This window comes from Microbacterium sp. Kw_RZR3 (assembly GCF_029222405.1).
Classification (GTDB): domain Bacteria; phylum Actinomycetota; class Actinomycetes; order Actinomycetales; family Microbacteriaceae; genus Microbacterium.
This window is the reverse complement of record NZ_JARHXC010000271.1, coordinates 1-20,998: the sequence shown is the minus strand read 5'-3', so window position 1 is coordinate 20,998 and position 20,998 is coordinate 1. Positions and strand designations below refer to the sequence as shown.

Below are 20,998 nucleotides of genomic sequence, written 5' to 3'. Positions count from 1 at the left end.
CGCCGGGGTTGCGCGTCGGCGTCGGATACGGCAGCGGGCCCGCGGTGTGCGCCGCGGGCCCGTCGGCGCAGCGTCAATCCTCCGGCGCGTGGATCACCTTCTCGTCGTCGAAGGTCGTTCGATCGGCCTTCTGAGCATCGTTCCGCGTCTTGCGCAGGCTCAGCCAGGTCGCCACCGCCACCGTCGCGGCGATGAACAGCAGCGAGAACCAGATCGGGATCTCCGGCACCCACAGCAGCGGCTCACCACCGTTGATGAAGGGCACCTCGTTGACGTGGAGAGCGTGGAAGACGAGCTTCACGCCGATGAACGCGAGGATGACGGCGAGGCCCTGTGCCAGATAGACGAGACGTTCCAGCAGACCCCCGATGAGGAAGTACAGCTGGCGCAGGCCCATCAGGGCGAAGGCGTTGGCAGTGAAGACGATGTACGCCTCTTTCGTGAGGCCGTAGATCGCGGGGATCGAGTCGACGGCGAAGACGAGGTCGATGAAGCCGATCGCGATGATCACCAGGAGCATGGGCGTGACGAACCGCTTGCCGTCCTTGCGCACCGTCATCTTGTCGCCGTTGTACTCCTCGCTGACCGGCAGGATGCGACGCACGAACTGCATGAACTTGCCGTTGGCGGGATCGCTGTCGCCGTGGGAGAACGCCTGCTTGTAGGCGAGGAACAGCAAGAGCGCGCCGAAGAGGTAGAAGATCCACGAGAAGTTCTCGATCAGAGCCGCACCGACGGCGATGAACGCCCCGCGCATGATGAGCGCGATGACGATGCCGATCATGAGCACCTTCTGCTGGTACTTCTTCGGCACCGCGAACCCGGTCATGATGATCAGGAACACGAAGAGGTTGTCGATCGACAGCGCCTTCTCGGTCAGATACCCGGCGAAGTACTCGCCGCCGTAGGTCCAGCCCGAGAACACGCCGATGCCGACCCCGAACAGCAGGGCGAGACCGATGTAGAAGGCGGACCATCGGGCGGATTCGCCGATGGTCGGTTCGTGGGGCTTACGGACGTGGACGAAGAACTCGAACACGAAGAAAGCGATCGTCACGGCGATCGTGATGATCCAGATGAGCGGGGTGACGCCCATGGAGACCTCCAAGGGAAATAGGTGTACGACAAGACACCAAGGTCTCCTCCACCCGGCGAGATGGGCCGACGTCCCGGGTCCACGATGGTGTGGCCGTATTGACGAGAACGTCGCGGTGGGAGTACTCCCCTTGCTGAACACGATTCTAGCGGACGCGCGTCACCACGCGGGGGCTGGACCTCGATCCGCGCGCTGTGCTAGTCCGTGGAGGGGTCGCCGTGCGGGTGCCGTGTACGGGTCGTGCAGCGTCACTGTCCTCGGGTCAGGGGACTGGGGGCGACCCGCTCGTGACGACGTCGACGAGGGCGCGCATGTCGTCGGCGTCGAAGTCCTCGCGACTGAGCGCTCGCAGGATCACCGCGCCGAGCAGTGCCTCCGCGCCCGCCTCGAGGCGCGCCCCGCTCGTTCCGCCCATCGCCTGCGACAGACGCTCCATGAGGGGCGCGGCGAGGATGGCCTCGCGAAGGCGGCGGCCGATCTCGGCGTTCTCCGCGGCCGCGGCGACGAACGATCGTAGGAGCCCCTCTCCGTCGGGGCTCGCGCGCAGGGCGACCAGCTCGGTGAGCCACGCCGCGAGGTCGGCGCGTGCGTCGCCCGTGTCGGGAAGGTGACGGCGACCGTCCAGGAGGTGACCCTCGAGGATCGCCTCGGCGATCACGTCTCCCTTGCTCGACCACCAGCGATAGATCGTCTGCTTCCCGACGCCCGCGCGCCGCGCGATCCCCTCGATCGTGAGGTGTTCGTACCCGCTTTCGGCGAAGAGGGCCGCCGCCGCCTCGAGGATCGCCAATCGGGCCGCCTCACTTCGGACGGGGCCACTGCGCGGAAGAGCCATGACACACATTCTGGACGAGGCTCAACAGAAAAGACGAGACGGTCCGTGTTATCTTGACCCGACTGGTCGGAGCCGACGGTGCTCTCTCGTGCACCGCACGAGAGGAACCCCTTCATGGCTGAACTGCTGCATCGTCTCGGGACCTTCGCGGCCCGCCGCGCGTGGACGATGATCGCCGCGTGGGCCGTCATCCTGGGGATTGTGGTCGGCGGCTTCCTCATCGGGTTCAAGGGCCTCAGCTCGAGTTTCGACATCCCCGGGACGGCATCCGGAGACGTCATCGCGAAACTCCAGAACGAGCTGCCCGACTTCAGCGGGGCCTCCGGCACGGTCGTGTTCCGCACCGCCGACGGATCCGCTCTCACCGACGCGCAGAAGAGCGAGATCAGTGCGCTCGTCGCGTCCGCGGACGATCTCCCCGACGTGGCACGGGTCACCGACCCTTTCTCGGCCCAACAGCAGCTGGACGACCAGCGACAACAGGTCGTCGATGGTCGCCAGCAGCTCGCGGATGCGCGCACGCAAGCGGAAGCGGGGCAGCAGCAGCTCGACGCGGGCGCGGCCCAACTCGACGCGGGGCAGCAGCAACTCGCCGCCGGTCGAGCCCAGGTCGAGGCGGCACCTCTCCCGAATGCGCAGAAGCAGGCGCAGCTCGACGCCCTCGACGTGCAGCAGGCGCAGCTCGATCAGCAGCGCGCCGCGCTCGAGCAGCAGCGAACGCAGGTGACCGACGGGCTCGCGCAGATCGCGGCGCAGGAGACGCAGCTCGCCGACGGTGCCGAACTTCTCACGTTCGCGGATGCCGTCCGCCTGGTCTCCGAGGACGGATCGACCGCGATCGTCAACGTCTCCTTCGACAAGCCCCGGCTCGAGCTCCCCGAGGCGTCGAAAGAAGCCGTGGTCGAGCACTTCACCGCCGAACCCCTTCGGGGGGCCGACGTGGCGTTCAACACCGAGATCTCGCAGGGCGTGCCCGAGATCCTCGGTGTCGGCGAGGCCATCGGCGTCGCGATCGCGGCGATCGTCCTCATCGTCGTGCTCGGTTCGCTGCTCGCCGCGTCGTTCCCGATCATCACGGCGCTCGTCGGCGTAGCCATCGGCGCCATGGCGACCCTGTCCTTCTCGGGTCTGGTGCAGATGGCATCCGTGACCCCGATCCTCGGGGTGATGCTCGGCCTGACCGTCGGGATCGACTACGCCCTGTTCATCCTCTACCGCCATCGTCGGCAGCTTCTGCAGGGGGCCGACGTGGTCGAGTCCATCGGCTTGGCCAACGGCACGGCGGGCAACGCCGTGGTGTTCGCCGGCACGACGGTGATCGTCGCCCTGCTCGCGTTGAACATCACCGGCATTCCGTTCCTCGGCCTCATGGGCACCGCCGGCGCGGTGAGCGTCCTCGTCGCCGTGCTGATTGCGGTGTCGCTCATTCCCGCGCTGCTGGGCCTGGCGGGCACGCGAATCCTCAGCAAGAAGGCGCGTGCCCGGGCGGCAGCCGCGACCGACGCGTCGGCGCACTCCGGGCGCGACACCCGCCCGGCCTCGGTCGACGTCGACGAACACCCGCGCCGGGCTGCTCGGACCGGCACCGTTCCTGTCGCGACCGTGGGCCGGCCCGTGCGCCCCATGTCGACGCTCCGTGCCGTCGTCACCATGGTGGTGGCCACGGCCGCGCTGCTCGTCATCGCCGTTCCCGCTCTCTCGATGCGCCTCGGTCTTCCCGACGGAGGATCCGAGGCGGAGGATTCCACCGCCTATCGGGCCTTCACCTGGACAGAAAAGGCTTTCGGTGCGGGTGCCAACGCTCCGCTGCTCGTCACGGCCTCCCTTCCCGCCGGCACGACGGAGGGCGACGTGCAGGGCCTGCAGCTCGACGTCGCGCGTGAGCTTTTCGCCCAGGACGACGTGGCCGCAGTGGCCCCAGTCGCAGTGTCCGACGACCGCACGCTCGCCGCGTTCCAGGTCATCCCGCAAGAGGGGCCCAACGCGGTGTCGACCGAGCAGCTCGTGCGCGATCTGCGGGCTCTGCCGCCGGTGAACGGCGACATCGACCTCGGCGTCGCGGGAGCCGCGGCGATCAACATCGACATCTCCGAGGGGCTGGCCGATGTGCTGCCGATCTACCTCGTCGTGGTCGTCGGGCTGTCGTTCCTGATCATGGTCATGGTCTTCCGCTCGCTGCTGGTGCCGCTGATCGCGACGGCTGGCTTCGTGCTCTCGCTGTTCGCGACCTACGGCGCGGTCACGGCGGTGTTCCAGTGGGGATGGCTCGGCGGGCTGCTCGGCGTGCACAACCCGGGGCCGATCCTGAGCTTCCTGCCGGTCATCCTCGTCGGCATCCTGTTCGGTCTCGCCATGGACTACCAGCTCTTCCTCGCCACCGGAATACGCGAGGCGTGGGCACACGGGGCGGCACCGAGGCTGGCCGTCGCGCAAGGTTTCCGTGCCGGTCGTACCGTCGTGACGGCGGCAGCGATCATCATGATCGCGGTGTTCTCGGGATTCATCGCCTCCGACTCGGTCATCATCAAGTCGATGGGCCTCGGACTCGCCCTCGGCGTGCTGTTCGACGCGTTCATCGTGCGCATGCTCCTGGTTCCGGCGATCATGCACGTTCTCGGCGGTTCCGCCTGGTGGCTGCCCCGCTGGCTCGACCGAATCGTGCCCAACGTCGACGTCGAAGGGGCCGCCCTCGAGCGCCGCCACCCCATGCACTGATCATCCCGCGACCATCCGCGCAAGCCCCGGACGGTCGCAGGCGACGGGCGTCAGGATGCCGGTGATCACTGATTCCGAGGAGGACGACGATGACTGATCGTGAAGAGACACAGGACGCCCCCGTCATGGACGGTGCCACGGACGCGGCACCCGAGGAGAAGAAGGCCGGCGCACAGGAGCAGCGTTCCGCTGATGCCGCCGTGGAGGACGACGATCTTCCGAACGAGGACCTGCAGGACGATCTGCGCAGCATCCGCGCCTACGGCGAAGACCGCTGACGACCCGCCTAAAGAGCGGCGGCCCTCGTCCGGAGCCAGGTGGGGGAGAGGCTCGACGGACGAGGGTCGTCGCACGCGCCGGTGAAGGGGCGTCATCCGCGCCGGCGATGCCGGGGCTGGGTGAGAAGAACGGTACGCCGATCCGGGGCGTTTGGGACCGGATTCAGCGAACTCGAAGGCGGCGCCGCAGCACCTCACGGAATCGCCACGTGCGGCGACGGAGCGCATGCCGACGATCCGCCCGTCGCAGGGTACGCGCCCACCTGGCGAGGATCGCCCTCTCGTCGTAGAGGCGCGCGCGGGCGATCGCATCTCGACGCATCCGAGTCAGCGTCGCGTCGTCGAGGTCCGCCGCATGCCGCACGGCGTCGGCGAGCGCGGCCACGTCCCCCGCCGGCACGAGCCAGCCGGTGCGTCCGTCGTCGATCAGCTCGCGGGGGCCGTAGGGCACGTCGTACGCGATGGGCAGGCATCCGGATGCCATCGCCTCGGCCACCACCATCGAGAATGCCTCCGACCGGCTCGTCATCAGCAGCACCGAGGCAGTGGCCAGGGCGGAAACGGCCGCGGGCTGAAAACCCCGGAAGCGGATGGCGGGGTCCGCAGCGGCGCGCGCCTCGAGGAGCGAACGGCTCGGACCGTCCCCGTAGACGTCGAGCGTGAGACCCGGGTGGTCGCGCCGCGCCAGCCGCACAGCGTCGACCGCGTCCTCGACCCGCTTGATGGGTGCCAGGCGCGACACGACCACGGCTCCGCGCCGCGGAGAGGTGACGTCGACATCCGGCGGGATCGTGACGGGATGTGCCACCGCCGCCAGGAGGGGGAGGGGTCCCGCATGTCGCCGCGCATCCCGCGCCTGTCGCTCGGTGCAGAACACCACCGCGTCGAACGCACCGAGCCGGCCGAACACCTCGGCGCGGGACGCGCGGATGGCCGTCCCGTCGTCCGTCAGGTGAGAGCCGTGCACGATGTGCAGCACGACGACGTGCGGGCGCCGGTAGTCCGCGGCGAAGCGCGCCATCGCCTTGCTGTCGACGAGGAGGAAAGAGCGCTCGCCGGCGGTCAGGTGGTCCAACCATGAACGGTAGACCTCGCGAACTCCGTTCCACGCGGCCCGCGGCGTGCCGTCCGGGTCGCAGGCGATCACGACGCGTCGCCTCCGGCCCGAAGCGCGGGGGACGTCTCGCCGGTCGCTCACGGCCAGCGTGCCGTCGGCGCGCAGGTGGTCGATCTGCTGCACGGTACCGTTCGCGTCGACTCGGATGCGACGCCGGGTGAGTCCTCCCGTCGGCTCCTCGACGGCCGAGTCCGGCAGGGGATCGAAACCGTCCGCCGCACGAACGCGGCGGCCGGGGAGATCGTTCTCGCGCAACCAGTCCCAGAGATTCGTGACACGAACGCGTTCGGACAGCGCACCGCGACGGGTCAGCTCTGCCGCGACCTCGGCGGCATCCTCGCGATCGTCGCAGGTGAGGACGTGGACGGGGGCGTCGCCTCGTCGGTCGAACAGGCGCGACCGCTGCAGGAGGGCGGCCGTCAGCCCTCCGAAGTCGCGGGGGATCCCCCATGTGAGCACGAACTGCCGTCCGGTGGGGAGTGCGGTCATGCGTCGTCGGCCTGGATGTCGGGGGTCTCCATGCCCGCGACTCTACGTGCTGACCTCTCGGCTCCGCGCGCCGCCGAGGCTCGCGCGCGGGCACTTCGCAACCCGCTGGCCGTGGGCGCGCCGGTGACGCACGATGGGCGCATGTCGATCTTGCGCAACGGTCTGTGGTGGGCGCAGGACTACGTCTACGCCGTCCTCGCGCAAGCCCGGGCCCTGCGCGGGAGCAGCCTCCCGGACGCCCTCGCCGAGGGCGACGGCGTACCGATCGTCCTCCTCCCCGGCATCTACGAGACCTGGCGGTTCCTCGAGCCTCTCGCGCGCGCACTCCACGACCGCGGGCACCCCGTTCACGTCGTTGCGGAACTCGGCGGCAACCGTCGGCCCGTCACGGAGTCGGCCGAGCGCGTCGCCCGTCTCCTGATCGCCCGCGATCTCCGGGACGTGGTCGTCGTCGCCCACAGCAAAGGCGGTCTCATCGGCAAGCACGTCATGGCGTTCGACCCCGCGGGAGAGCGGATCCGCGCGATGGTGGCCGTGGCGACCCCCTTCGGCGGCTCCCGCTACAGCCGACTGATGCCGACGCCGTCGTTGCGCGCCTTCCGATCCGGCGACGCGACCATGCGCGCGCTCGCCGCCTCGGCGGACGTGAACACCCGCATCACCTCGGTCTACGGTGCGTTCGATCCGCACATCCCCGAGGGGAGCGAGCTGGCCGGGGCGAAGAACGTGCGTCTTTCCACGGGAGGCCACTTCCGCGTTCTCGCGGACCCCCGAGTGGTCGCCGAGGTCATCCGCGTCGCCGAGTGAGCTCACCGGCCACCGACGCTGCCCCCGCTCATCCCGCCTCCTGAGAAACCGCCTCCGAAGGATCCGCCCGAGAAGCCCCCTGAGCTGCCGCTCGACACGGCGGGAGCGCTCGCCGACTGCAGGGAGCTGAACGTCGAAGCGAAGGCCGCGGTCGAGAAGCCGTGCGACCCGCCGTACCAGCGCAGATCGTCGCCGGTCTCGCGGACGCGCGTGTCGAGCGCCTCCGCCCACTCCTTCTCCACGCCCCAGACCACCGCCCACGGCAGGAGACGCTCGTAGAGGTGGAGCATCTCGGTCGGATCGCCCGCGTTGACCGGCCGACGCTCCGCGCCCTGCGGGCTCTGCAGGACGCGCAGGCGGTCGGCTTCGGCCAGGGCCAGATAGTCGCGCAATCCCTGGAGGTGATCACGGGCCGGGGCTCCGGCATCCGTCACCCGATCCCGGTAGCGGAGGAACACGAAGGTCAGGATGCCGGCCACCACCGTCGCCGGGACGGCGGCGACCTGCCACCAGGCAGGGGAGGTGCCCGCGGCGGCGACGATGAGAGTCGCGATCGCGACGATGAAGGCCCCGATCGAGAGGCACACGGCGATCGCCGAGCGGCCGTGCCGTGGTGGTTCCGTCCACCCTCGCCGTCGGAGTTCGGCGGCTGCGGCCTTCGGGAGCGCCTGAAGGGCGATCGCGACGTCCTGGCTTTGAGGGCCGAGTGTTACGCGCGCGCCCTGCTGCGCGTCGGCGCCGAAGACCGCGTTCAGGATGCCACGCCGAAGCGGTGTGGGATCCTCCGCGTCAACGAGTTCGAGGATCAGCTTCTTCGAGTCGACCTGGTCGTCGATGATGCGGAGATGACCGGCGATCGCGGTGTCGAGGATCGCGGCGGGCACCCCGGCCCGTCCCCGCTGGACCAGTTCGGCGCCCTCGAGGACGTCGACATCGTCCGGAGGACCGTATTCGGGGACGATCACCCCTCGCCCAGCCGCGTCACGTCCCCGCCGGCGCGCCACGAGAGCCGCAGCGACGCCCGCGGCACCCAGCCCGACGGCGCCGAGCGAGACGCCGCCGAGGAGCGGAGCGTTGTCGACCGAGAACTGCTCGAGCGGAGTGCGGTACACCTCGCCGGGGACGAACGTGCCTCGGGCGAACCCGAGGGCGATGGTCATGTTCTCGCCGGGCCCGAGCGCGGCCGCGCGGGCGGACCACGTCAGGGGCGTCCCTCCTCCGCCCGCCGCGGAGATGTCGCAGCGCGTCGTGGATCCCCGCGGGCCCTGATAACAGGACGCGGCGCCGTTGAGGGCGGCATCCGCCAGTTCGGCGTCCAGGGTCAGTCGCGCGGTGACCTCGCCGAACGGTTGGGCGGCGTCCGTGCCGTTGATTCCGCGGTAGAACTCGTCGGCGTCTGTGTCGACGAACGCGCGGATGGTGTCTCGCTGCGTGTACGAGATGACGTAGGTCTGCACGCCCCTCACGTAAGTGTCGTCCCCGGTGAGGACTCGCACCTCACGTCGGCTCTGCTCGACCTCGTACGGCACCGCCGATCCGCTGCCGTCGGTCACGGAGACGACCTCGGTGTGCAGAGGGACCCCGTCGTAGTCGTCGGGGATGACGCGGACGATCCCCTTGTTCTGGTCCTCGTCGGGGAAGCGCGCGACGATCGTCTCCGTCACCTCGAGCGCCGCGTGTCCGTCCGGACTGCGGCTCAGAACCATGTCGGCGTCGAACGAGTCGAAGGTGAAGTCGTCGACGTCGGCGCGTGCGAGCGGCGCACCCGTGAACGTCAGGACGAGGAGCGCGAGGACGAACAGTGCCGAGAGCGTGGCGTGGCGAGGTCGGGGGCTCGGAGCGACATCCATTCCTCGACGGTAGCGAGGTCGAGCCGGCGGAAACTCCACCGCGAGGAGGATTCAGGGCAGCAGCACGCTCGCGGCCGGATCGTCGGGTGACAGATCCCCGCCCGCCACGGCCAGGACTTCGACGTTCTCGAGCGTGGTCGCGCCCGAGAGGGTCGTGAGGAAAGCGGTGTCGGCGGCGTCGCGGCCGGTGGCGATCCGGACGTATTCGGGACGGGGCGCGAGGCGTGTGGCATCCACAACCTCCCATCGGCCGTCGACGAAGGCCTCGACGACGGCGTGGAAGTCCATCGGGCTCAGGCCCGGAGCGTAGACCGACACGAGTCGCGCGGGAACGCCGACCGCTCGCAGCAGTCCCGCCGTGAGGTGCGCGTAGTCGCGGCAGACTCCCTGCCGGAGAAGCAGCGTGTGAATCGCCGTATCTGTCGGGCCGCTCGAACCGGGGACGTACGACAGGTGCGCGGCGACCCAGTCGGGGATGTTCCGCACGCTCTCGGCGGGGGTGGCGCCGCCGAACCACGACAGGGCGGTGGCGGCGAGCTCGTCCGACGGGATGAATCGGCTCGGCCGAAGGTATCGGAGCGGGTCGACGACATCGGATGCCACGGGCTCGGTCGGCCGCTCCACCTCGGCGCGATACCGCACGACGACCTCTCCCTCGGGGAGTGTCGCTCGATGGAGGCGGGTTCCGTGCTCGTCCGCGATCTCTTCGGCGGCGAGCGGACGCCCGTCCACCGTCAGCGTGAGGTTGTCACTCCGTGCCCAGCCTCGCGCGACCGCAAGGGAGAAGACCGCATCCGTGGCGTGGTCGACGCGCAGATCCAGGCGGGACTCGACGTGAGTTGTCACGCCGCCACGTCCGGGGTTCCCGACGTGTGCGGGATCGGCGCCGTTCCGACGCCGTCGACGGCGCCACGCATGCGCTCGAGGAACTGGATGACCGCCGCAGCCTCGGTCTCGCTCATGCCGTGCGTCGCGAGCATCATCTGCGCGTGCATGTTCCCCAGCACGTGACGCATGTCACTCTCGGTGTGCGCTGTCACGGCGATGAGGACTTTCCGTCGGTCGCTCGGGTGCGGCTGTCGTTCGAGATGACCGGACTTCTCCAGACGATCCAGGAGAGCGGTCATAGACGCCGTCGAGATCCCGAGGTAGCGAGCCAGATCGATCGGCGTGACGTCGTGGTGCCGGCGGCCCCGTCGGGTGAGGAAGCGGAGGACGAGCATCTCGTTCTCGCCCATCGACATCGACGCCTGGGTTCGCCGCCGCATGGACATCTCCGCGGCGCGATAGGCGCGCAGGGCCTCCATGACTCGCGCTCCGCGCTCGTCCTCCGTGCTGTCGCTGTACCAGTACGACGGGGGACTCGCATCGATGTCGGTCATGGACGTCCTCCGAAAATCTGCCTGATATCTCGCTTGCCTATTCGCTAGTCTACCTAGTAAGTTCCTAACCAAGCAACGAGGAGAGGAAACATCATGGCGAAGCTGTTCTACGGAACCACCCCCGAGCCGATCCTGGTCGACGACCGGATGCTCGCCCATGTCAAGGTCGTCGCCGCGACCAAGCTCCGCCGCGGCGAGAGCTTCACCCTCTCCTGGACGCACCGCGCCGACGAGCCCGCCGGTCGATCGACGATCTGGCTCCAGCCCGCGATTCCTCTGCGTTTCGTCTTCGACTCCGAGCAGCCGGAGTCCCTCGACCAGGAACTGCTCAAGCGCCTCGCCAACGACGCGAACTCCTCGCGTGGCCTGAGCCTCGACGTCACGGTCGACGAGAAGCAGGCAACCGCTCCCGCGAAGGCACCGGCTCGCTCTGCGGCCCAGAGGTCTCTGGTCCGCGCCGCCTGAGACTCTCTGCCCCCGCGCAACCGGGGTGGACCTCAGTCGATCGGGCGGTCATCTTTCGGCTCGCGCGTTTCCGCGCCCTCCGCGCGGACGCGGACCACACCGAACGCGAAAAGCGCGGACCCGCCCACGATGAACACCAGTTTCACCGAGGCGTGCGCGTCGGCGGGAAGGAACAGTGTCGGCGTCGCAAAGACGAGGGCGGCGAGGGCGCTGAGGGCAGCGCCCATCGGGCGTGATCGACGACTGTCCATCCCGGTTCCCTTCGATTGCCCCCAGCCTAGAGCGGGCGCGATCACATCGGCGTAGCGGAGCCATCCGATCGGCGGCTCATACGGCGCCCGCCTCAGCTGCGCTCGTTCTCCTCATCGGCGGTCGTCTCTTCCCTCTCCGAAGGAACGGCAGCATCATCGGCGCTCTCGTCGGTGGACTTTTCGTCTCCGAAGTCGGCCCCCGCGGACCCGCCGCGCGGCGCGGCGCGGAGCAGTTCGTTCATCTCCGACATGAAGCTGCCGAGCTGCTGCTGCTGCCACCGCAGGTCGCGCGTGCGGTCTTCGGCGTCGCGAAGGACGGATGCCGCATGCTCGGTGATCTTGTCGGCGATACGCTGCGCACGCTGGCGGGAGGCGTCGAGGATCTCTCGGGCCTTGACCTGGGCATCGGCCTCGACCTGCTGCGCTTGAGCGCGAGCGAGACGCTCGTAATCGTCCGCACGGGCGGAGATGCGACGGGCGTGCTCGAGGGCGGCGGCGACTTGCTCGCTCGCATCGCCGGTGATGCGCTCCGCGTGCGCGACGGCCTGGTTGTGCAGGACGAGGAACTCCTGCTGCGCCTCATCCTGGCGGCGTGTCAGCGACTCTTCGAACTCGAGGACCCGCGCGGTCATCTCCCGCACATCGCGTTCGGCTTTCGCGCGGAGCTCCCCGGTCTCTCGAGACGCCATCGAGCGCAGAGCGGCCGCTCCCTTCTCCGCTTCTGTGCGGATCGCGACGGCCTCGCGCTCGGCCTGGGCGACCTTCTCGGCGGCGTGTGCGCCCTCGCGCTCGAGGCGGGCGGTGTGGGCGGTCGATTCGGTCTCGATGCGCAGACGAACCTGATCAGCGTCGTGCTGCGCCTCGGCGCGGAGACGGTCCTGCTCGGCGAGGGCCTCATCGCGAATCGATGCGGCTTCGTCGTGGGCGCTCGCCAAGAGCCGCTCGGCCTGAGCGACGGCATTCTGAACGAGGACACCGGCTTGCTCCTCGGCGACGCGGAGGATCGCGTCGAAGTGCTCACGGCCCCGCTGGGGATCGTCGTCTTCCCTCGACGCGAACTCGTCCGACAGCGCGTGCACCTGAGACTCCGCGTCGGCGGCCCGCGCGGAAGCCGCGCGAAGCTGCTCCTGCAGGCCGGCGACCTCTTCGGAGTACCTTCGGGCCGACTCCTCGAGTTCGGCGTCGTGCTCGGCGCGCTGCTGAGCGAACATCGCTTCGGCGCGGCGCTTGGCATCCTGCGAGTCCTCCGTGGCTCGGCGGACTCGCTCGACCAGCTGCCGGATCGCCTCGTCGACGGCTTCGCGGTCGTACCCGCGGAAGCCGACGGGGAAGACCGTCGTGCCGTCGACCTCACCGCTGGTCGACAGCAGCTCGTCGAGAAGGGCGTCGGTACCAGCGCCTTCCGTGTCGTCTCGGTGGTCGTTCGCGATCTCGCGGTCGTCGGTCACAGGCAGTCCTCTCGCGGTGTGGCGTCCCGGCGCGGACGTCCCTTCGATTCAACCCCACGCGGGGGATCGCTCTGGAGAGCTCGAAGGAGGTTCCAAGGGGATGCGCGGCCTCGACGACCGGGTGCCGTGGTGTGGAGACCGCGCATCCGAGGAGAGCGACCGAATGAGAAAGGGTGCTTGGGGGAGAACCATTCCTGATCGCTCCCGAAGAGAATCGCACGCCGAGGTGCTCGTCCGTCGCGGGGAGCGGTATTCCTCACCCGGTGAATCGCCCGTCGAAAGATCGCGAAGCCTCGACGTCATTGCCGCGTCCCCGGAGCGAGAGACGGGCAGAGCCGCAGCGCGATACGGCCCCCCGGCACGCAGGCGTTCCGCAGGCTCTGCCCGCCTGACCAGCATCCGACCTCTGCTCGCGCCCCTCGGTGAGGCCGGGTGGAAATCACCCGCGACCCGCGGATGAGTCATCCACGCATCGGCGGTGCGGCTGGGGGCACGGTAATGTTGCGAGGCCACTGACCACGCGCGGAGAGCCGAATGACCCGAACGACGGAGCTGTCCGCTGAGACGACCGGCAGCGGCCGACTCCGGCGCCCCGCGCACGTTGCCACGGCGGGTGCGATCGCGGCGTTCGCGAGCGCCGGTCTGATCTGGCTGTGCCGTTCGTGGGAGCCCAGCGTCCACTACGTCAGCCAGCTGGGGGCGACCGGGATGTCGACCGCCCCCGTCTTCAACCTGGCGCTCTTGCTCCTGGCGGTCGCCACGGTGCTCGTCGACCGCGCGGTCGTGGGCAGCGCGCGGCCGTACCGGGCAGGGTGGCCGGTTGCTGCGACCCTGGTCGCGTGCGGCCTCTGCTTCGCGCTCGCTTCCGTCGTGACGTGTTCGCCGGGTTGCCCCGTGCCCTTCACCCCCGGCGCGTTGCCGCAGGACCTCGTGCACATTTCTTCTGCGGTCATGGGGTTCGTGCTCGCGATCATCGCGATGGCCCAGGTGGCCGCGCTGAGGCGCCGGCCGTGGATGAGAGCCGCGAGCGTGGCCACGCTCGTCGCCGTGGGAGCCACGTCGTTCACCGGCGCCATGATCTCGCTGTTCCGCGGTGACACCGTGCTCGGCGGCAACCTCGAGTTCACCGCTGCCACGCTCGCGATCGCGTGGTTCGGGGTCTTCGGTCTGCAGGTGGCGTCCGACGAGCGCATCTCGGCGTCCTGATCTCAGACCTGAGCCGCGAGGGATCTCACGGGGCTCAGACGGGTCGCAAGGCGTGCGGGCACGATCGAGGCGCCCAGGGTGAGCGCGGCCGTCGCGACCGCGATGACCAGGACGGCGGACGCCGGAACCGCCGGCGCGACGAACACGGGACCGGCGGCGAAACCGGCCGCGTGCGGCATCCATCCGAAGAGGGACTGCGCGCCCGCCCAGCCGTAGACCACGCCCAAGGCGAGGCCGATCGCGACCGAGGTGACAACGACGTGCGCGGCTTCCCAGACCACCATCGTGCGAACCTGCCGGACGGACAGTCCGAGAGCGCGAAGGAGACCGAGCTCCCGCTGACGCTGAAGGATGCCGAGGATCAGCAGGTTCACGACTCCCACCGCGGCGATGACCGCGGACACCCCGACCAGCCCCATCATCACTCCGGTGAAGACGTCGACGGAGAGGGAGAGTTCGGCGGGGATATCCTCGCCGAGGACGACGTGGAAGAAGCGCGTCGAGGTGGCTGACGCGACGGCGAACATGGTCACGAGGGTCACACCCATGACGACGCCGACCGCCATCCGCGAGGAGCGTTCCGAATGCCGGAGGGCATTGGCCGCTGCCATCCGAGCGACGACGCTCCGCCCGAACAACGCTCCCACCCCGCGTAGCACCGGTGGAAGGAAGAGAGTGGCACCCAGGATGATCCCGGTGAACGAAAGCGCTCCTCCGACGAAGCTGAACAGGATGCCCGACGACGACACTCCCCCCACGACGATACCGACCGCCAGCAGCCCCGTCCCGATGATGGCCAGCGCGGCCGCCGTGACATGACGGCCGCGTCGCGCGACGACCCGCTCACGCGGCGCTTCCACAGCATTCGAGAGCGCCTGGACGGGGGTGACGACCCCCACCCGCCGCGAACCGACCCATGCGGCTGCCCACGTGACGAGGATGACGGCGATCGAGGGAGCCGCGAGATCGGCACGGAGAACGGTCCACTGAACGTCCAGCCCCCACGCGTTCGACGCGAGTCGCAGTCCGACGAGAGAGACGACGAGACCGCCGATCAACCCCGCCGCCGCACCGAGGCACCCCAGAACGAGACCTTGGCGAGCAAGGATCGTCCGCTCACGTCGAGCGGAGGACCCGAGCAGCCGCAGAAGCGCGATACGGCGTGTCCGCCCCGCGACCACGGTGGCGAAGGTGTTCGCGGTGACCACCGCGCCGACGTAGATCGACAGGCCCACCAGGACGGTCGTCGCGATGGTGAGCACACTCTGCACCCCCTCGACCCCTTCGAGTCCGGGCTGCGTCCGGATGAGGGTGGCGACGTACTCCGTGACCGAGAGGAGGACGACACCGAACGCCGTCGAGATCGCGCCGACCAGCACGGTGGCACCCATGCCGGGCTCGCGCAACCAGGCCGCAGCGCTCCGGCGTGCGGGGGGAGTGACGACGGGGGCGGTCATGCTGCAGCTCCTTCCGCGCGGAGCATGAACGACGAGATCTCCTCGGCGGTCTGGCCGGGCTTGTCTGCGACGACGCGACCGTCGGCCACGAAGACGACTCGGTCGGCGCGGCTCGCGGCTACGGCGTCGTGCGTGACCATAGCGATCGACTGACCGAACTCCCGCGCCGCCGTCCGAAGCAGCTGCAGCACTTCGCGCCCGGACCTGCTGTCGAGATTGCCGGTCGGCTCGTCCGCGAAGACGAGATCGGGCGCCGTGGCGAGAGCGCGGGCGATGGCCACACGCTGCTGCTGCCCGCCGCTCAACTGGTCCGGGCGATGGTTCATCCGCGCCGACAGTCCCAGCGAGTCGACGAGGCTCGCGATCCGTGCCTCCTCTGTCGCCGAGGGTCGCCGAGCATCGAGGTCGAAGGGCAGCCGGATGTTCTCAGCCGCGGTCAGCGTGGGAACGAGATTGAAAGCCTGGAACACGAAGCCGACGCGCCGCCGCCGCAGGACCGTCAGCTCAGCGTCGGGCAGGCCGGTGATCTCTTGCTCGCCGAGCCACGCCCGACCGCTGGAGGGTGCATCCAGGCCCGCCATCACGTGCATGAGCGTGGACTTGCCCGAACCGGACGGTCCCATGACCGCGACGAACTCGCCGCGGCGAACGGTGAGCGAGACTCCGTCGAGCGCGCGAACGGTGTTGGCGCCGTCTCCGAAGGTTTTCGTGAGGTTTTCGACGCGGGCGGCGAAGCCGGCGTCGCTCGGGGAGATGTTCATGGCTCCCACGCTAGAAATCCCCCTCTCGGAGCGCGTCGGCTCGACGGAGGACTTCGTGGCCGGAGCGTCATCCTCGAGAGTGACGGGGCCGATGACGGGACGCGAGCCGCTGCCGGCCAACCGTTAGCGTTGGCGTGTGAATCGACGACTTGCCTGGCGCGTCCTCGGATGGGTCGCTCCCGCAGCTGCGCTCCTCGTCGTGCTCGCCGTACTCCGTGGCGCGGGTGTGCCGCTCACCTTCCCCGGCGTCGTCCTCACGCTCCTGCTTCTCGTGCTCGTTCGGTTCATCGTCGTGCGGGCCCGCCGTCGCGCCGATCGCCGTCGCGCCGATCGTCGCTGACGGACAGTGATCGCCGCGACGGCGAGTGGGGTCACCCCTCGTTTTCGCTCTCGATGAGACCCCAGGCATGGGCAGCCCGGATGGCACTGGCTCGGTCCGAGACCCCCAGCTTGCGATACAGGCTCTGCAACTGCGTCTTCACGGTGTTCGGCGACACGACGAGGATGCGCGCAATGTCGACGATGGTCGCCTCGGGTGTCAACTGTGCCAGGACGACCTGCTCCCTCTTGGTGAGATGAGGGACGCTGACGGATGATGCGAAGAACGAATCGCGGGTCAGGACCTTTTCACGCGCGCCGCTGGACAGCGCGCTGAGGACCATCGCGCGGTCTTCGGGAGCGACCGCACTCCACGGAGTCCACAGATCGTTCCTGATGCTGATGGCCTCCGCGCGTTGCACCGTGCTCCGTTGTGCGGCAGAGCCGTTCAATCGGATATCGGCCACGATGCTGACCACCATGCTCTCGAGCGAAGCCCGAGGTGAAGACTCCTGGTGGATACCCCACTTCACGCTCATGACATACGCCTCGTGTGCGCGACCCGCGTACAGCTGCGACAGGGCGATGGCCGGAGCCGTCGCCGAGGACAGGCCGAACGGTCCCTCGAACAACGCGAGTGCCTTCCTCGCCTGGCGGAGAGCGATGAGCACCTTCGCGCGAGCCGTGAGCATCTGCGTGGACTGGAAATGCGACGGCGGGGTGCTGCGGGCACGGACGCCCCACGACCTCAGCATCCCGAGCGCATCTGGCGCCGCCCCCGAGAGGAGGAACGCGAGAGCTTGAGTGGCGGCTGCGTAGGGCCACAGCTCGCGCGCCGATGCGGTGGCCGGAACGGACTCGAGAATCGTCCGAGCCTCGAGTGCGTCGCCGTGCTCGAGTGACAACCAGGCGGAGGCCAGGCGGAGGCTTTCCCCCCAGGGAGTGTCGACCCATCCGTCCGTTCGAGCGGTCGCGATGCGGGACTCCGCCGCACGCACATCGCCTTCCAACAACGCGATGACCGCGAGGACCCCACGCGCGCGCATCTTCTGAGCAGGCGGCGCCATCCGCTCGACCTGACCGATCGCCAAGGCGGCGTCGCGAAGTTTGCCCATCGCGAAGTGCGTCATTCCGACCTGGTACCAGCCCTCGGTGACGATGTCGGCTGCGAGGTCCTGGCGCCGACGAAGCGCGTCGACGAGCAGCGCGGCCGATTCGGTGGCGAGGGCGAAGCGGCCCGCGGCTCGCAGCAGACTCACGCGGAGAAGGAGTGCCTCGATTCGACCGTGCGCCGCAGCTTTGGCCTCGGGGAGCTTGCTGAGGGCGCTGATCACGGCGACCGGCGTCTCGGATGACGTGACTGTGTCGGGGTCGAGCATCAGAAGGGTGTCGACGACGATCGGGTCGGAACCGCCGTGCGAGCGGAGCGCAGAGATCAGTGACCGGAAGCCATCGGCGTCGCGCGACCACACCTCCGGCCCGGACGAGCGCAGCACGGAGGCGAGGGTCGTCCACTGACCGGCGTCGGCGGCCAGCTGTGCGGCTCGGAGGGGCTCTCCCGTCGCGACGAGATGCTCCAGCAGCCGCACGCGCGCTCGATCGACCTCTGCGGGTCGCCGGGTCTCGATCTCGCGCAGCCATTGCGCTCGCACGGGCTCCGCGAGGACCAGGCGGGTCGAGCTCGGCCAGACGAAGCCCGCGTCCTGGAGTTCGGACAGCAGCTGCTGGGCCGTCGCGGTGGTCGAGTCGATTCCGATGGCCTCGGCGAGCTCGACGTTGATGAACGGTGCGACGGCGAGCAGGCGCAGATCGTCGGTGATCGGCGTCGTCAGGTGCTGTTCCATGTCGCCGGTCAGGGATCGACTCGCGTACTCCGCGATGGCTTCCGCCTCGTCGCGACTGCGGAGCGAGAGTCCTTCGAGGCGAAGGCGCGAACTCACGAGCTGAGCGAGGGCCGGCCACCCGTGCGTGCGCGCCATGACGACGTCGAGAGCCGCATCCGTGATCTCCACCCCGTTGAGTTCGAACACCAGAGCCATCTCGGCGCGCGACATCAGGAGATCCGCGGGCGGAACCACGTGGACATCGAACTCGAGGGTGACCAAGGGGCTCTCCAAACGGGTGACATGCCGGGTGGCCGCGACGACGCGGAGATCGCCGTCCGCGCGGAGGAGGTCGAGGATCTGTTCGGAGGTCACCCCCTGCTTGTCCGTGAGGTTGTCGACCAGGAGGACGTGCTGCGCGGGCCCCTCCTGGAACGCCGCCGAGACCCTTTCGAACCTCTCGGGTGTGATCTGCGCCGCGTCGATCAGCTGGACTCCGATGTCGGGGTCGTCCACGAGAGCGGTGGCGAACTGTCGGAGCAGTGACGTCTTCCCGACCCTCGCGGGGCCGCGGAGAAGCACCACATCGCTGGTCACGGCGTCTTTCAACGTCGTCACCGTGTCGCAGCGAGGAGTCCAGAATCGGCTCGCGCGGCGGGAGGCGCGCGCGAGAGAGGGTGAGGTGTCCAGGTCGATCAGCATCGGGTATCTCCAACTCGGTGACCGTCGTCCCTTTCCCTCCGGGCTTGAGGGAAGGGCGATCGGTGTCTCGCGTGATGGCGCGCACTGCTGATCATTGGGGGTGATTCATTCGACTCCTCTCCCGTGAGGGGGTCTTTCATCCCCGGCGTCATCCCCTCATCACCCCTTCCGCGTCATACTCCCCGCCCCGTCGGCCGGGGCGCGGCGGGGAGTCTCGGGCCCTCGCCCGGGGCGCTTCCGGTGAGGGGCGTCGCGAGGTGGAGCTCGTGTCTGCCTATGCTGCGTCCGGCTCGGCGGCCTGTCGCCGGGCGTGGGAAAGGCGGGATCGAGTGGATATGCAGCGGGTGGTTCGCGTTCTGCGGGCCTACTGGAAGGCGATCGTCGCCCTGACCGTCGCCGGCGGCCTGGTCGGTCTGGGGTGGAGCGCGCTGCAGCCCCGTGTGTATACGGCAGATGCGAGCGGCTACGTGGCCGCGGTGACCTCCGACAATTCCACCGGGGCGGCTCTCGCCGGCGACCAGCTGGCGCTGTCGAAGGTCAAGTCGTTCATCGACATGGGGTACTGGCGCAGCGTCGCGGAGTCCGCCCGGGGGGATCTGGGCCTGACGGACAGTCCGGAATCTCTGGTGCAGCGCATCCAGGTGTCCAACCCGGTCGACACGGTCAACGTGAAGGTCCAGGCCAACGGGCCGACGCCGGAATCGGCTCGAGACCTGGCGGAGGCGTGGATCCGCGGCATGACCAAGGAGGTGAACGGCCTGCAATCCCCTGGCTCGGGTGAGGGGGCGGTCCAATTGATCGCGGGGGATTCCGCCCGGCTCCCCACGTCGCCGTCGTCTCCGAACGTTCGACTCGCCGTGGCTCTCGGAGCCATCGGCGGAGCGGTTCTGGGCATCGTCTTCGCGCTCGTGCGGCGCGCGTTCGACCGGCGCCTGCGCTCGGTCCACGACATCACGGAGGCGGTCGACGCCTCCGTGATCGGTGTGCTGCCGGTCGAGAAGGAACTGGCATCCGGACGCGCCGTGTTCTCGTTCGACGACATCCGAGACGGGCGGGGCTCCTTCGCGCACAAGGAGGCGATGCGCGAGCTCCGCACCAACCTCCAGTACGTCGATGTCGACCACCCCGCGCGCGTCATCGTGATCACGAGCCCGCTCCCGGGCGATGGGAAGTCGACCACCGCGGCGAATCTCGCGGTGAGCATCGCGGCGACCGGCCAGTCCGTGATCCTCATCGACGCGGACATGCGCCGCCCCGTGCTGGGAGGGATCTTCGGCTTCTCGGATGACGTCGGCCTCTCGGATGTGCTGGCCGGACGTGCACGCATCGAACAGGTGGCTCATCAGGTCGATGAGCACGGTCGCCTCTTCGTCGTCGCGGCCGGTCGTACGCCTCCGAACCCCACGGAGATGGTCGGCTCTCAGCGCATGCAGCAGCTCACCCGGAGGCTCGCAGACGACATGATCGTCGTCATCGACTCTCCTCCCACCCTCGCCGTCGCGGATGCCGCGGTGATAGCGAGCTGGGCGGACGGTGCCGTTCTCGTCGTCACTGCCGGACGCACCACGGACGACATGCTCGTTCGCGCATCGGAGAACATCGAGAAGACGCGGGGCCGACTGCTCGGCGTCGTCTTGAACCGTATGCCACTCCGAGGCGCGGATTCGAGCTACTACGGAGCGCAGTACGGGGGGTACTACGGCTATGGCGTCCCCGCGAGTCCGCAAGGCGCGTGGTGGCGGCGAGGCTGGTTCAGCGGCTCGCGGCGAGCGCGCGGTGGCGACATCGAGATCGAGGGCGATCCCGGCCCGCGGCGCCGCTCGGACCTTCCGCCCGACAACGTCAGCGGTCTGCGGACTCTGTCGCAGAAGAGGACCGCGCCCGCGCAATCAGGTGAACTGGCGGGTGAACAGGGCGCGGCTGTCGCCGCGGCATCCGGCGTCATCCCCGAGGGTGCAGGGGAGAATCGTCGCCGTCGTCGCTCGTGATCTCGTCACC

18 protein-coding genes are annotated in these 20,998 nt (G+C 69.1%); 7 read left to right on the top strand and 11 right to left on the bottom strand.

The annotated features are described in order from the left end of the window. Positions 1-73: 73 nt before the first annotated feature. Both P2P98_RS15105 and P2P98_RS15100 read right to left on the bottom strand, forming a co-directional pair. Positions 74-1,096 (bottom strand): TerC family protein, encoded by a 1,023-nt coding sequence (locus P2P98_RS15105; RefSeq protein WP_275800962.1) that lies wholly within the window; start codon positions 1,094-1,096, stop codon positions 74-76. Positions 1,097-1,358: 262 nt separating this feature from the next. After that, the gene (locus tag P2P98_RS15100; RefSeq protein ID WP_275800961.1) at positions 1,359-1,931 is read right to left on the bottom strand and encodes a TetR/AcrR family transcriptional regulator; all 573 of its coding nucleotides are present in this window, start codon (positions 1,929-1,931) and stop codon (positions 1,359-1,361) included. Positions 1,932-2,045: 114 nt separating this feature from the next. Between P2P98_RS15100 and P2P98_RS15095 the strand changes: the two genes are divergently transcribed. Next, positions 2,046-4,646 carry an MMPL family transporter gene (locus P2P98_RS15095; RefSeq protein ID WP_275800960.1) on the top strand — a complete coding sequence of 867 codons (2,601 nt, stop codon included), beginning with the start codon at positions 2,046-2,048 and terminating at the stop codon, positions 4,644-4,646. Positions 4,647-4,735: 89 nt separating this feature from the next. Continuing rightward, positions 4,736-4,924: a hypothetical protein gene (locus P2P98_RS15090; RefSeq protein ID WP_275800959.1), complete on the top strand. Its 189-nt coding sequence runs from the start codon at positions 4,736-4,738 to the stop codon at positions 4,922-4,924. Between the two features lie 163 nt (positions 4,925-5,087). Here P2P98_RS15090 and P2P98_RS15085 read toward each other — a convergent pair whose 3' ends face one another. Then, positions 5,088-6,530 (bottom strand): glycosyltransferase, encoded by a 1,443-nt coding sequence (locus P2P98_RS15085; RefSeq protein ID WP_275800958.1) that lies wholly within the window; start codon positions 6,528-6,530, stop codon positions 5,088-5,090. 30 nt (positions 6,531-6,560) lie between these two features. Here P2P98_RS15085 and P2P98_RS15080 point away from each other — a divergent pair, with 30 nt between their 5' ends. Further along, positions 6,561-7,337 (top strand): alpha/beta hydrolase, encoded by a 777-nt coding sequence (locus P2P98_RS15080; RefSeq protein ID WP_345799728.1) that lies wholly within the window; start codon positions 6,561-6,563, stop codon positions 7,335-7,337. A gap of 2 nt (positions 7,338-7,339) precedes the next feature. On the opposite strand, the gene P2P98_RS15075 is transcribed toward P2P98_RS15080, so the two are convergent. The 3 genes from P2P98_RS15075 to P2P98_RS15065 are packed head-to-tail and all read right to left on the bottom strand — an operon-like array spanning position 7,340 to position 10,569. Continuing rightward, positions 7,340-9,187, bottom strand: coding sequence for a DUF2207 domain-containing protein (locus tag P2P98_RS15075; protein WP_275800955.1), 1,848 nt, complete (start codon positions 9,185-9,187; stop codon positions 7,340-7,342). 51 nt (positions 9,188-9,238) lie between these two features. Then, positions 9,239-10,033 carry a transglutaminase family protein gene (locus P2P98_RS15070; RefSeq protein WP_275800954.1) on the bottom strand — a complete coding sequence of 265 codons (795 nt, stop codon included), beginning with the start codon at positions 10,031-10,033 and terminating at the stop codon, positions 9,239-9,241. After that, positions 10,030-10,569, bottom strand: a complete 540-nt coding sequence (locus P2P98_RS15065) for a MarR family transcriptional regulator (protein ID WP_275800953.1) — start codon at positions 10,567-10,569, stop codon at positions 10,030-10,032. The genes P2P98_RS15070 and P2P98_RS15065 overlap by 4 nt, the downstream gene beginning before the upstream one ends. Positions 10,570-10,662: 93 nt before the next feature. Between P2P98_RS15065 and P2P98_RS15060 the strand changes: the two genes are divergently transcribed. Continuing rightward, positions 10,663-11,034, top strand: coding sequence for a hypothetical protein (locus P2P98_RS15060; RefSeq protein WP_275800952.1), 372 nt, complete (start codon positions 10,663-10,665; stop codon positions 11,032-11,034). A 32-nt stretch (positions 11,035-11,066) separates the two neighbouring features. Here the strand turns inward: P2P98_RS15060 and P2P98_RS15055 are convergent, their stop codons facing one another. Further along, entirely contained in the window at positions 11,067-11,285 is a 219-nt protein-coding gene (locus P2P98_RS15055; protein ID WP_275800951.1) for a hypothetical protein, read from the bottom strand. Positions 11,286-11,377: 92 nt separating this feature from the next. Beyond that, on the bottom strand, positions 11,378-12,733 hold the full coding sequence (locus tag P2P98_RS15050) for a cell division initiation protein (RefSeq protein ID WP_275800950.1): 1,356 nt from the start codon (positions 12,731-12,733) through the stop codon (positions 11,378-11,380). A 534-nt stretch (positions 12,734-13,267) separates the two neighbouring features. Here P2P98_RS15050 and P2P98_RS15045 point away from each other — a divergent pair. Then, the gene (locus tag P2P98_RS15045) at positions 13,268-13,939 is read left to right on the top strand and encodes a DUF998 domain-containing protein (protein WP_275800949.1); all 672 of its coding nucleotides are present in this window, start codon (positions 13,268-13,270) and stop codon (positions 13,937-13,939) included. Between the two features lie 2 nt (positions 13,940-13,941). Here the strand turns inward: P2P98_RS15045 and P2P98_RS15040 are convergent, their stop codons facing one another. Next, positions 13,942-15,396 carry an FtsX-like permease family protein gene (locus P2P98_RS15040; RefSeq protein WP_275800946.1) on the bottom strand — a complete coding sequence of 485 codons (1,455 nt, stop codon included), beginning with the start codon at positions 15,394-15,396 and terminating at the stop codon, positions 13,942-13,944. Then, the gene (locus P2P98_RS15035) at positions 15,393-16,157 is read right to left on the bottom strand and encodes an ABC transporter ATP-binding protein (protein WP_275800945.1); all 765 of its coding nucleotides are present in this window, start codon (positions 16,155-16,157) and stop codon (positions 15,393-15,395) included. Before P2P98_RS15035 ends, P2P98_RS15040 begins: the two co-directional genes overlap by 4 nt. Positions 16,158-16,293: 136 nt before the next feature. Here P2P98_RS15035 and P2P98_RS15030 point away from each other — a divergent pair, with 136 nt between their 5' ends. Then, complete coding sequence (locus P2P98_RS15030) at positions 16,294-16,497, top strand: hypothetical protein (RefSeq protein WP_275800944.1); 204 nt, start codon at positions 16,294-16,296, stop codon at positions 16,495-16,497. A 31-nt stretch (positions 16,498-16,528) separates the two neighbouring features. On the opposite strand, the gene P2P98_RS15025 is transcribed toward P2P98_RS15030, so the two are convergent. Beyond that, on the bottom strand, positions 16,529-19,000 hold the full coding sequence (locus tag P2P98_RS15025; protein ID WP_275800943.1) for a LuxR family transcriptional regulator: 2,472 nt from the start codon (positions 18,998-19,000) through the stop codon (positions 16,529-16,531). A 335-nt stretch (positions 19,001-19,335) separates the two neighbouring features. On the opposite strand from P2P98_RS15025, the gene P2P98_RS15020 reads away from it, so the two are divergent. After that, the gene (locus P2P98_RS15020) at positions 19,336-20,988 is read left to right on the top strand and encodes a polysaccharide biosynthesis tyrosine autokinase (protein ID WP_275800986.1); all 1,653 of its coding nucleotides are present in this window, start codon (positions 19,336-19,338) and stop codon (positions 20,986-20,988) included. Positions 20,989-20,998: the final 10 nt, after the last annotated feature.

Bases quoted from the DNA above. Each gene is read 5' to 3' on its own strand.
- P2P98_RS15095 (WP_275800960.1), top strand. From the start codon at position 2,046: ATGGCTGAACTGCTGCATCGTCTCGGGACCTTCGCGGCCCGCCGCGCG.
- P2P98_RS15105 (WP_275800962.1), bottom strand. From the start codon at position 1,096: ATGGGCGTCACCCCGCTCATCTGGATCATCACGATCGCCGTGACGATC.
- P2P98_RS15080 (WP_345799728.1), top strand. From the start codon at position 6,561: ATGCCCGCGACTCTACGTGCTGACCTCTCGGCTCCGCGCGCCGCCGAG.
- P2P98_RS15090 (WP_275800959.1), top strand. From the start codon at position 4,736: ATGACTGATCGTGAAGAGACACAGGACGCCCCCGTCATGGACGGTGCC.
- P2P98_RS15040 (WP_275800946.1), bottom strand. From the start codon at position 15,396: ATGACCGCCCCCGTCGTCACTCCCCCCGCACGCCGGAGCGCTGCGGCC.
- P2P98_RS15035 (WP_275800945.1), bottom strand. From the start codon at position 16,157: ATGAACATCTCCCCGAGCGACGCCGGCTTCGCCGCCCGCGTCGAAAAC.
- P2P98_RS15065 (WP_275800953.1), bottom strand. From the start codon at position 10,569: ATGACCGACATCGATGCGAGTCCCCCGTCGTACTGGTACAGCGACAGC.
- P2P98_RS15100 (WP_275800961.1), bottom strand. From the start codon at position 1,931: ATGGCTCTTCCGCGCAGTGGCCCCGTCCGAAGTGAGGCGGCCCGATTG.
- P2P98_RS15055 (WP_275800951.1), bottom strand. From the start codon at position 11,285: ATGGACAGTCGTCGATCACGCCCGATGGGCGCTGCCCTCAGCGCCCTC.
- P2P98_RS15085 (WP_275800958.1), bottom strand. From the start codon at position 6,530: ATGACCGCACTCCCCACCGGACGGCAGTTCGTGCTCACATGGGGGATC.
- P2P98_RS15060 (WP_275800952.1), top strand. From the start codon at position 10,663: ATGGCGAAGCTGTTCTACGGAACCACCCCCGAGCCGATCCTGGTCGAC.
- P2P98_RS15075 (WP_275800955.1), bottom strand. From the start codon at position 9,187: ATGGATGTCGCTCCGAGCCCCCGACCTCGCCACGCCACGCTCTCGGCA.
- P2P98_RS15025 (WP_275800943.1), bottom strand. From the start codon at position 19,000: ATGCTGATCGACCTGGACACCTCACCCTCTCTCGCGCGCGCCTCCCGC.
- P2P98_RS15020 (WP_275800986.1), top strand. From the start codon at position 19,336: ATGCAGCGGGTGGTTCGCGTTCTGCGGGCCTACTGGAAGGCGATCGTC.
- P2P98_RS15045 (WP_275800949.1), top strand. From the start codon at position 13,268: ATGACCCGAACGACGGAGCTGTCCGCTGAGACGACCGGCAGCGGCCGA.